At 42.7% G+C, this 11,061-nt stretch carries 8 protein-coding genes and 1 tRNA gene; 1 reads left to right on the top strand and 8 read right to left on the bottom strand.

Translation table 11 applies throughout. The features are described from left to right. Positions 1-495: 495 nt before the first annotated feature. The 6 genes from pgeF to ABFQ95_05410 all read right to left on the bottom strand — a co-directional run bounded on the left by pgeF (position 496) and on the right by ABFQ95_05410 (position 7,496). Positions 496-1,299, bottom strand: a complete 804-nt coding sequence (gene pgeF, locus ABFQ95_05435; GenBank protein ID MEN8236966.1) for a peptidoglycan editing factor PgeF — start codon at positions 1,297-1,299, stop codon at positions 496-498. A gap of 103 nt (positions 1,300-1,402) precedes the next feature. Beyond that, entirely contained in the window at positions 1,403-3,826 is a 2,424-nt protein-coding gene (lon, locus tag ABFQ95_05430; protein ID MEN8236965.1) for an endopeptidase La, read from the bottom strand. Between the two features lie 47 nt (positions 3,827-3,873). Then, on the bottom strand, positions 3,874-5,148 hold the full coding sequence (clpX, locus tag ABFQ95_05425; GenBank protein MEN8236964.1) for an ATP-dependent Clp protease ATP-binding subunit ClpX: 1,275 nt from the start codon (positions 5,146-5,148) through the stop codon (positions 3,874-3,876). 126 nt (positions 5,149-5,274) lie between these two features. After that, positions 5,275-5,871 (bottom strand): ATP-dependent Clp endopeptidase proteolytic subunit ClpP, encoded by a 597-nt coding sequence (gene clpP, locus ABFQ95_05420; protein MEN8236963.1) that lies wholly within the window; start codon positions 5,869-5,871, stop codon positions 5,275-5,277. A 106-nt stretch (positions 5,872-5,977) separates the two neighbouring features. Further along, positions 5,978-7,327: a trigger factor gene (gene tig / locus ABFQ95_05415; GenBank protein MEN8236962.1), complete on the bottom strand. Its 1,350-nt coding sequence runs from the start codon at positions 7,325-7,327 to the stop codon at positions 5,978-5,980. Positions 7,328-7,411: 84 nt separating this feature from the next. Then, positions 7,412-7,496, bottom strand: a tRNA-Leu gene (locus tag ABFQ95_05410). Positions 7,497-8,205: 709 nt separating this feature from the next. Here ABFQ95_05410 and ABFQ95_05405 point away from each other — a divergent pair. Beyond that, positions 8,206-9,384, top strand: a complete 1,179-nt coding sequence (locus ABFQ95_05405; protein MEN8236961.1) for a hypothetical protein — start codon at positions 8,206-8,208, stop codon at positions 9,382-9,384. Here the strand turns inward: ABFQ95_05405 and ABFQ95_05400 are convergent. Both ABFQ95_05400 and ABFQ95_05395 read right to left on the bottom strand, forming a co-directional pair. Then, positions 9,381-9,515 (bottom strand): hypothetical protein, encoded by a 135-nt coding sequence (locus tag ABFQ95_05400; protein ID MEN8236960.1) that lies wholly within the window; start codon positions 9,513-9,515, stop codon positions 9,381-9,383. The two genes, ABFQ95_05405 and ABFQ95_05400, sit on opposite strands and share 4 nt — an antisense overlap. 345 nt (positions 9,516-9,860) lie before the next feature. Continuing rightward, complete coding sequence (locus ABFQ95_05395) at positions 9,861-10,211, bottom strand: hypothetical protein (protein MEN8236959.1); 351 nt, start codon at positions 10,209-10,211, stop codon at positions 9,861-9,863. Positions 10,212-11,061: the final 850 nt, after the last annotated feature.

Here is an 11,061-nt window from a genome sequence, read left to right as displayed (position 1 = left end):
TCAACATAGAGAGAAAGGAATTTCACGGTGAGTGGAACTATATTATCAAGCCGAACAACAAGGTCTATTTGTGAATGTTATTTTTCCCAGCTTCCTTAATGGGTCCACGGCAAGTGGGAAAGACTACATTGGCTTTGCGCATCGCACAGACACGTCCCTCAATCTACCTTTTTGATGTCATAATAGGTGTGCCTAGCTATCATTGTAGCAATTGTAAAGTATATTTTTCGTTTTGCAACATTATACCCAGGGCTGTTTAGTGAAAATGTGTTATCTACGGATCGTCATCCTGAACGTTGGTTTTGGAACTCAAATCTGGTAAGACTTGAGGAGGCAAAACCTTACGATTCAGGATCCCATTTTTTTAAATCTGCAAAAAAGAATTGGATCCTGAATCGCAAAGTTTTTCCGTGCTATGCGATTGCATCGCAGAGCTCGCAAAATCAGCGTTCAGGATGACGGCCGATGTGGATTGAATAGTTACACTCAGGTTAACTAAATTCTCGAAAGAGCAATCGCTGACAGTTGGCACCCAAAAACAGCCTCATTTCGATGAGTGGCGCGCCTGCAGCTGAAGAAAAGCTCTGCTTGAGTATAGGTGTCCTGCTTTATATTCTCTATATAACCAATACCGGCTTGTAATAAGAAATACAGAGTTAAGCCTGGAAGATCACACAGATATTTTTGCGGCGTTGGCTGTTCCTTAAAATAAGGCTTAGCATGTGTTGTGCGTTCCACAAAAGCGTTGCGTACTTCGGCTCCGACTTCGTAGGATTCCTGGTGAATGCAAGGACCAATGGCGGCTTTAATGTAACTTAAATCGGCTCCTTGCTGGCACATTGCTTGGATCACTTTGTGGACGATTCCCTGTTTTAGGCCGCGCCAGCCAGCGTGGGCTGCTCCTACTACGCCATTGTGTTGGTCTACCAGCAAAATGGGCACGCAGTCAGCGCTGAGGATTCCTAAAATAATATTCGGGCGGGTGGTAACTAGGGCGTCTGCCTTGGGTGCCGGTTCAACTCCAAACATCCAAGGACGCTCTACCATCACCACCTGGCAACTGTGGACTTGATGGCATATGGTAAGAGCTGATGATGCGGTAGTAATACCTAGACGTTCAAGGGCTCGCGTGCGATTTTCCTGAACGTTGCTTGCAGTATCTTTGGTTATTGCAAAATTGAGAGAGGCGAGGGGGCCAACGCTGACCCCACCGCGCCGGGTTAAAAATCCATGGGGTATGCTTTCGAGGTTTTTGGCGGTGAACATATCTGATTTATCTTTCTGGCATTTTTTTGCCAATCCTCTATCCATACCAAAGCGAAGTCAAAACCTCTGTTTTCTGACACGCTCTTATTGACAGTATCAGGAAACAGAGGTTTTGATTTTATGAGAGTATATCTCCCTAATGCGTTGTCACACCCTTGGGCTTGCCAGCTTTTTTGGAAATAGTTCGCGTACCTTTAACCTGAGTCTCTTCCTCCCAAACGATGGGAATGGGCTTTTTCAAGAGCGCAATCTCTAGCACATCATCAACCGTTTGCGCCAGGATAATGTTGAGACCCTTTTTGACATTGTCGGGAATTTCCGTTAGATCTTTTTCATTTTCGGCAGGTATAAGAACTTTTTTGATGCCGCCACGGTGTGCAGCCAGCAGTTTTTCCTTCAATCCACCAATGGGAAGCACGCGACCTCTTAAGGTAATCTCTCCGGTCATTGCCACGTCTTTGCGCACTGCAATTCCCGTGAGCACAGACACGATTGTGGTAAACATCCCCACACCAGCCGACGGTCCGTCTTTGGGAATCGCGCCTTCCGGTACATGAACGTGAATATCATGCTTTTCAAAGATTGACGGAACAATACCAAAATCGGCTGACCGTGAACGGACATAACTGGAAGCAGCCTGGATGGATTCTTGCATTACGTCACCAAGTTTACCGGTAATGATTATTTTTCCCTTACCAGGTAGCATGACTGCCTCAATAGTCAAAAGCTCACCACCCACTTCGGTCCAGGCAAGGCCAGTGGTCACACCGACCAAATCTTTTACCTCAGCCTGCCCATAGCGATGTCGGGGAATGCCGGCAAACTTTTCTAAATTCTTAATGGTCATGCGTACACACTTACGCTTTTTCATCTGCAATTCTTTAGTAGCCTTACGGCACAGGTTAGCAATCTCACGTTCTAGGTTACGCACACCCGCTTCACGTGTGTACCTTCGAACCAATTGACGCAATACGTCATCCGAGATGGTAAACTCACCATGCTTTAGCCCATGTAATTCCATTTGCTTGGGAATCAAATGACGTTTAGAAATTTCAATTTTTTCCTCTTCCATGTAGCCAGACAAACGAATGACTTCCATACGATCTAACAACGGGCGTGGCATCTCAAGGCTATTGGCAGTGGTGATAAACATCACATTGGCCAAGTCATAATCAACTTCCAAGTAATGATCGTTGAAATTAATATTTTGCTCGGGATCTAAAACTTCCAACAACGCCGATGAAGGATCACCTCGCCAATCTGACCCCAGCTTGTCAATCTCATCAAGCATAAACAAGGGATTCGAATATTTGGCCTTTTTCATGCCCTGAATCACTTTACCCGGCATTGATCCAATATAAGTACGCCGGTGTCCACGGATTTCCGCTTCATCACGCATGCCACCAAGGGAAACACGCACAAACTTGCGCCCTGTGGCCCGAGCCATCGATTTACCCAGTGAGGTCTTACCAACCCCTGGAGGACCCACCAAACAAAGAATTGGCCCCTTAATTTTACCGACCCGCTCTTGTACAGCCAAGAACTCAAGGATACGTTCTTTAACTTTTTCCAATCCATAATGATCTTGATCCAAAATCTTCTTGGCCTCTACCAGATCATGACGCACCCGCGAATTTTTTTTCCAAGGAATCTCCAAGATCCAATCCAGGTAGTTGCGAACCACGGTTGCTTCAGAAGACATCGGATTCATAGACTTAAGTTTGCGCAACTCAGTGAGCGCTTTTTCACACGCTTCCTTACTCAACTTCGTCTTTTTAATTCGGGCTTCATAGTCGGTAATTTCATTGCGTCCTTCTTCACCCTCACCTAGTTCTTTTTGAATCGCCTTCATTTGCTCAGTCAGATAATATTCACGCTGAGACTTTTCCATTTGCCTTTTTACACGTTTGCGAATGCGCCGCTCGGTTTGCAAAACGGAAATTTCGTTTTCCATCAGGGCACACACCCGTTCTAAACGCTTTGCGACATTCTCAATTTCCAAAACAACTTGTTTGTCAGAAAGCTTAATACTAAGGTGGGCAATCAGGCTGTCGACCAACTTGCTCGGATCATCAATTTTTGCAATAGCTGCTAAAACGTCAGGGGAAATCTTACCACTCAGCCTTACATATTGCTCAAACTGGGTCAGTGCAGTCCGGGCAAGAGCCTGTAGATGTTGCACGTCTCCATCTGTGTCTTGCAATAATTCTGCAAATGCCTGAAAATAGGTTTCCTCCCCGGCAAATCGGAGAATACGAGCCCGCTGGCCGCCTTCAATCAAAACCTTGACTGTGCCATCAGGAAGTTTCAAAAGCTGTAAAATGGTTCCAATGGTTCCAACACAATGTAGATCACGCGTTTGCGGTTCATCCATGCCTGGGTCTTTTTGACTCACCAAAAGTATTTTTTGATCTTTGCCCACCACGCTTTCAAGGGCAGATACTGACTTCTTTCGTGCCACAAACAAAGGTACGATCATGTGCGGAAAAACCACAATATCTCTTAAGGGTAAAACGGAATACAACGTACCACTTGGTAATTCAAACTTGGTCGATTTCACCAAAATATCATCCTCTCAACTCTTAAATGACCAGGCAATTAAACACTCTAGTTGGATTTTTTACTCGTGCATTTTTTGGTCGTTTGTTTACTATAAATTAATAAAGGCTCTGCATTGCCGTCAACCACTTCTTTATTAATCACCAATTCTTCAATGTCTTTGGAGCTTGGCAGATGAAACATTGGGTCCAAGAGAATACCCTCCATGATCGAGCGCAGCCCGCGTGCGCCAGTCTTGCGTTTAATAGCTTTTCTCGCAATGGCAACCAAAGCATCCTTGGTAAAGGTCAACTTTACCCCTTCCATGTCCATCAGTTTTTCATACTGCTTGACCAGAGCATTTTTAGGAATAGATAAGATCTCAATCAAGGCCTCCTCATCCAAATCCTCTAAGGTCGCAACAACTGGAAGGCGTCCTACAAATTCAGGAATAAGACCATATTTTAACAAATCTTCAGGCTCAACCTGGTTGAGCATAACACCTATTTGTTGATCTTCAGGAGCTCGTACTTCAGCTCCAAATCCAACGGAGCTCTCTTTGCCGCGTGCACCAATAATCTTTTCTAGACCTGCAAACGCTCCGCCGCAGATAAATAAAATATCGGTGGTATCGACTTGCAAAAACTCTTGCTGTGGGTGTTTACGACCTCCTTGAGGCGGGACGGATGCAACTGTACCTTCCATTATCTTAAGCAATGCTTGCTGCACACCTTCACCTGAAACATCACGGGTAATGGAAGGATTATCTGACTTTCGCGATATTTTATCGACCTCATCAATATAAACAATTCCCCGCTGAGCCTTTTCAACGTTGTAATCTGCCGACTGTAAAAGTTTGAGGATAATATTTTCGACGTCCTCACCCACATAACCAGCTTCAGTAAGACTGGTTGCATCTGCGATAGTAAAAGGCACATCGATAATGCGCGCCAAAGTCTGAGCAAGCAGAGTCTTTCCGCACCCTGTAGGTCCAATCAGCAAAATATTTGATTTAGCAAGCTCAACCTCATCGCGAGATCCTCCGACCTCAATTCGCTTGTAGTGATTGTAGACCGCAACAGCCAATACGCGTTTGGCGTGTTGTTGGCCAATGACATAGTCATTTAAAACTTTAAAGATCTCACTAGGGGCTGGAACACCTCCACTTTCGTTGGCAAATTCATTTTTTTGCTCTTCTTTAATGATGTCAGTGCAAAGGTCAACACACTCGTCACAAATAAAAACTGTAGGCCCCGCAATGAGTTTTTTGACCTCACGCTGGCTTTTACCGCAAAACGAGCAGTGTAAGATTCCCTTTGTTTCGTCCTCTTTCGATTTACCCATGATTCTCGCTTCTATGCCTGTTTCAATTTATCCCAAATCCGACGCAGTCGGCTACTTAATTCTCTTTCAGTCTACCTCAACAACTCCAAAAGAAGAGTTAACAACCCCTGCGCAGAATGGAAAAAATCAATCATTATCAGGGCGTTGTACTACAATTTCATCAATCAAACCGAATTTAAGAGCTTCTTCTGGAGACATGAAATTATCTCGCTCTACTGCCTTTTCTATATTTTTGGTGTTTTGTCCCGTAAAATCCGACAGCAGTTTGTTGAGCTTCTTGCGCAACGTCAAAATTTCGTTTGCCTGAATTTCAATATCAGTTGCCTGACCTCGAGCACCACCATGTGGCTGGTGAATCATAACCCGAGCATGCGGCAGGGCAAAACGCTTTCCCTTTGTTCCAGCTGCAAGCAACAAGGATCCGGCAGACGCTGCCAATCCTAAACATAGTGTGGAAATATCCGGCTTTATGTATCGCATGGTATCCAGCATTGCCAAAGCAGATGTTACCACTCCACCTGGTGAGTTAACATAAAGAGATATGTCTTTTTTAGGATTTTCAGACTCTAAAAACAGTAACTGGGCACAAACTACACTTGCCACATTATCATCGATAGGCCCTGTCAAAAAGATAATTCTCTCTTTAAGCAGTCTGGAATAAATGTCGAATGAACGTTCACCACGATTGGTTTGTTCAACAACCATTGGAACAAGTGTGCTCATATCTAGCTTTTTCCCTCTTATATTGTCTAAATTTTTCTACAAAAGCACCTGAAATGGAGCCCTACTTGTATATAGGTTCCCATATGACGGCCAAGTTTGGCAAGGTTTAATTTGCAATCTTTGCAAACTCTTTTTCAAAATCTTCAACTGAAATGGCTTTTTCCTTAACTTTGGCTTGCTCAAGAATAAACTCGACCACTTTGTTTTCCAACAAAGGTGCTTTGATTTGTGCCATCAACTCAGGTTTTTTTTGATACGCTTTAAGAACCTCAACCTCATGTCCTGGATACTGCCGCACATGATCCAAAAGAGCTTCAGAAATTTCGTCGTCCGGTACAGTGATGTTATGATCACTGCCAATTTGCGCAAGAAGCAGACCCAATCGGACCCGACGTTCAGCAATATCACTGACCTTTTTGTCAGCTTTTTCCTGCTCTTTCTTGGTCTTTTCTTTATCCTTATCCTTATCCTTATCCTTATCCTCGGATTCATCCTCTAGGCCGCCACCAGCTTTGATACTTTCAATCTCTTGCTGCAACAGAGAACTTGGAACAGGGAATCCGTGCTTGTCGGATAAGCTGTCTAATACATGCCTTTTGATATGCCAAAAGCTGGCTGCCTCAAAATGATCGCGGAGCTGTTCAGCAACTTGTTCCTTGAGCTCAGCAAGATCTTTAAAACCTTTTTCAGTTGCTAACTGATCATCAATCTTAACGGTTGAGAGCTGTAAAATCTCATGTACAGCAATTTCGTAACGCACGCTCTTGCCTTTAATATCAGGGTGGCGTGCCTCCTTGGAATAGTTGATCGTCACTTCATGATCTTCGCCAGCTTTCACATCCATCAACGCCTTGTCCATCTGCGGATCAAATTGCTCAGATCCCAAGCGAAGCTCAAGCTCATCATGAGAGTGAATTTCAAGTGGTTCAGTACCAATGAAGGCCTGAATAGCTATTTTTAAAATATCACCTTTTTTAGCTTTGTGAGACTTGGCAGTTGGCTTAGTACGCTTATGATTCTTCGCCACATCTTTTAAGGTCTTTTCAATTTCCTCGTCACCAACGTCAATTTTCAGTCGCTCGAAATCTAAGCTTGCAAGGTCTACAGGCTTAATTTCAGGCATCACCTCAACATCAATTTTAAACGTAAAGTCCTGATCATTCTGGTATTGCTCAGCATCAACGTTGGGGCGAATTGCGGGGCGAACTTTGTTTTCAGTAAATGCCTGATTAATGCCAGCATCCACTAAATCTTTTAGCACGTCAGGAAGTACGCTACTCTTGAATCTAGTTCTCAAAATGGGCAAAGGCACATGCCCAGGACGAAATCCTGGAATTTTAACGTTTTTGCCATGTTCAATTAATTTATCATCCACCCTACTGGCAACTTCCTGAGGGGAAACCACCACATCAAAAACCCTTTTTAGACCGTCTTCTTGTGTCTGTGTAATCTTCATGAAATTTTTTGCCTAATGCTTTTCAAATATCCTTAACCATTTACCATGGTTTCTCGTGCTTTTCTGGCTGCTTTCTCTCTAAAATGGTACGGGCGGAGGGACTTGAACCCCCACGACTTGCGTCACAAGAACCTAAATCTTGCGTGTCTACCAATTCCACCACGCCCGCGTGCCTTTCGATACGCCATTATTAGAAATGGTAATGTGTGCAATCAAGGGATGCAAGAGTTATTTCGGATTTGAGAGGAAAAAACTCACTCCGATCCTTGCTTGATGACTTGCTTGATGATTCGTACGCTAACTTGAGTTTTGGATAATGAAGTACTTTGATCCGTCCAGGGCCACCTCATGAAAAAAAATAATCCATAAAATTGGCTCATCTTTACCATGGCGCCTGGTGCATCTTTTTCCACAATTCTTGCAGTTGGTGCCGTTATCTTTGCTTTCTACTGTAACTATTATATCACCGTTGGGGGTGATTTCTTGATTCAATACATCTACATTTGGAATATTGAACGGAACTGATATCTCTAGAATTGGGCTCTTCAACTTTTTTATCATTGCCTGAAAGCCACAGTATAGGCTATTTTTCGTCACAGCAACCCCCAAAGTGCCAAAAGTTTACGAAAAATTTATTTCAAAAGCTTTGTTTTATGCCATCTACAACCACTAGCGGTAGTAGCTGACAGAATCGTTATTTTTAGTTAAAAATCACTTTTTTACTTGACTTCAATCTCTAGAGCTCTTATATAAATCTCACTGACGTTGAGGAGTAAGTCAGTAATTGTTAGTAGTATATTATAATTGTTAGTAGTGTATTATAATTGTTAGTAGTGTATCATCTATAGTAGATGGTATTAATATAAGGAGAAAGCTTAATGAGAGCGAATAAATTTAAATTGTTGTTGGCTGCCACGTCTTGTGCAGCTTTGTTGGCAGGTGTTGCGGCTGAAGATGCTCGGGCATCATCATCATCATCATCATCATCATCATCATCATTATCATCTTTGGAAGAATGTAGCACGCCTTTGTCCAGAAGTACCAATAGTGATGATTCAGGATCCAAGAAGAAAGACAAAGCATCTAGTGTGAAATCAAAAAAGAAAAGAGAGCATGTTTCGAAGACTCCTTTAGACGAACTTCGGTATGCGGCTGAAGGGATCAAAGTTGAAGGGATCGACTATGGACGGCTTAATAATTTTGCGGTATCTTCTCCAAATTCCCCGGTAAATAAACCAGATGATAGAAAGAGGAAAAGAAAAAACAACAGCAAGCGTGTTTCGAAGTCCTCTGAAGCTAATACTATCGAAGATGAAGCTAATACTATCAATTATCTTGAGAAAGCGGTTAGTGCACTCCCCCAAGATGCGCTTGATGCATTTTGCCAGGTAGATTCAAGAAGCAGAAAGAGTAAGAGTAAGAGGAAAAACAACGGAACGCGTGCTCCGAAGTCCTCTAAAGCTAATATCGAAGAGCTTAGGAAAGCGGCTAATGCACTCCCCAAAGAGATGCATGATGTTATTGCGGCACTTTCCCAGGTAGATGAATCAAGTGATGGAAAGAGGGAAAGGAAAAGAAAAAACAACAATACTCGTATGACTTCACATAAGACTTTATCTAATATCGAAATTGATATAGCAGATGCTGAAGCAGAGTTGGATAAACTTTTCCCAGAACTTAACAACAAGAAGGGTGAGAATATCACCGATGCAAATGAGAATTCAGCGACTGCCACAAATTGTGATGGGAAGGATGAGGATCCTTTATCCTCTGAAGAGATTCAGGCTTTTTTAGCAGAATTAGAAAAATTAGATGGAGAAGGCACAAAAGTGATAACAAACGCTCTTGAGTTATTGAATAATGAGGAACTTAAGAATACGATAAGGGGGATTACTAATGTTAGTAAGCTTGTGAGTCTGTTTAGCAATCTAGAAAAGGATAAGGATAAGGAACCTATGAGTAATGAGAAACTTATGAATACGATAAGGGTGATTACTAATGTTAGTAATCTTGTGGAGAAGTTTAACAATCCAAATTCGTTTGCTGTACAAAGCTAAGGTTTTATGGGGATTTCTCGGCGCATGGTATCGTAAAGCTCTCGGTAAATTAGTCCAGCACGGAGAGTTTCAAGTTTTAGCAAGGTCTGAAACGAATTTGATGGCGGATGTTGTTGCAATTCGATTGGCATTTCAGTCTCCCCTTATGGGGAGACCGTATCTCAGTCACCATTGTGTCGCAACCGGATACGCAGGATTTTTTCCCTCAAAACTAAAAAACTGGATCCCGGCTCACTCATTTTTCCAATCCAGCTCTTGGCGAGCTGGGGAAAAATGGAGGCCGGGATGACGGCCCGTGGAGGATAAGAAAATTCTTCTATTATCCAAAACTCAGGTTAAATCAATAATTTCTTGTGTACCTGCGCCAAAAGCTTATATCAGACCTTGTCTAAAGAAAACGTTTGTTATGTGTCTATTTTTCGGAAGTGAGACAAGTGGCGCCATCAACGTCAGGCGCCACTTTCCCCATTAACATCTTAGGTTTTGTTGTTAAAAGATGGCATGGGTAGTGGAGGGTGCACGTGCGATCCTATAGGATGCAGTATGCCAAAGTCTTCAGAGATCACAACCCAGGAGGGGCCAGAATCTTCCAAAGCCGGTTCAAACTTTCCCAACACAAACACCAGTTTGCCTTCCAGCAAACAACTTGCGGCATATTCCACCAATGATTGATTTTCAACAGTAACACGGTATTTAAAAAAATGTTTACTGCCAGTTATGGGAATGAGCAGAGTAAAGGTAGCCAATCGTTCATTATTGTCCTTAAAGACAACATTAACGTCTTCTTCAAGCCGGCCAACAAGGCAGAGGTGGTTGCAAAAATACATAAGTTTCTCCTTTTTCTAAAAGTTATTGCACAAACCACAACCGATTAAGGAAGTAAGAAACTGGGGGGGCACTATTAAACCATTGTAATAACTTTTACTAGGCAGCCCCCCGGGGTTCCCACAAACCTTGCCAGTAAACAGTTACGACATAGATCTTGTTCCAAAAGGTCTACATAAAAGCAGACCTTTAGCCAAAAACAAGCAGTCGCCAACACAGGTTTGTGTTGGCAAAACGGAACAAAAGCACTACATTGTCATTACCATTGGCTAGATCGTTCCAGATCTGGCAGTGGTAGCAGTGGAGGTGTGCGCTAACACCCTCTGCTGCGTAAGAACCAGCCTAACGCTAAACGTGTGTGAAAATCAATAGCAAACAATTAAAATAATCCGCTAGGCTTCAATTTTTAGACAAAGTTATTGAAATCAAAAGATTTTTTTTAATAGAAAATTTGTAACTATTCAGCCCACATCGGCCGTCATCCTGAACGCTGATTTTCCGAACGTGCGACTGCAAGTCGCGCGAATTGGAAAATCTTTGTGATTCAGGATCCAATTCTTTTTTACAGATTTTAAAAAAATGGGATCCTGTCCCGGATCAAGTCTGGGATGACGCTGAATAGATCGTAAGGTTTTGCCTCCTTAAATCTTGTAAGACTTGAGTTCCAAAACCAACGTTCAGGATGACGATCCTTAGGCAACACATTTTCACTGAACAACCCTGCACGTGTTACCGACAAGGACAAAAAAACTTTGTCAAAGCAATTTAGAAATGTCCTATTCTAGCAATTTAAAAATGTCCGGTTTTGCTATCTCGTAAACTAATAACCTCTAGGCTTTTCATAAATATCTC

The sequence above is a fragment of the Pseudomonadota bacterium genome (assembly GCA_039714795.1).
In the GTDB taxonomy this organism is placed as follows: domain Bacteria; phylum Pseudomonadota; class Alphaproteobacteria; order JAGOMX01; family JAGOMX01; genus JBDLIP01.
This window is presented reverse-complemented; position numbering and strand designations above follow the sequence as displayed.

Coding starts and splice junctions, on each gene's coding strand:
- clpX (MEN8236964.1), bottom strand. CDS start 5,148: ATGGGTAAATCGAAAGAGGACGAAACAAAGGGAATCTTACACTGCTCG.
- tig (MEN8236962.1), bottom strand. CDS start 7,327: ATGAAGATTACACAGACACAAGAAGACGGTCTAAAAAGGGTTTTTGAT.
- ABFQ95_05405 (MEN8236961.1), top strand. CDS start 8,206: ATGAGAGCGAATAAATTTAAATTGTTGTTGGCTGCCACGTCTTGTGCA.
- ABFQ95_05400 (MEN8236960.1), bottom strand. CDS start 9,515: ATGCCAATCGAATTGCAACAACATCCGCCATCAAATTCGTTTCAGACC.
- clpP (MEN8236963.1), bottom strand. CDS start 5,871: ATGAGCACACTTGTTCCAATGGTTGTTGAACAAACCAATCGTGGTGAA.
- ABFQ95_05395 (MEN8236959.1), bottom strand. CDS start 10,211: ATGTATTTTTGCAACCACCTCTGCCTTGTTGGCCGGCTTGAAGAAGAC.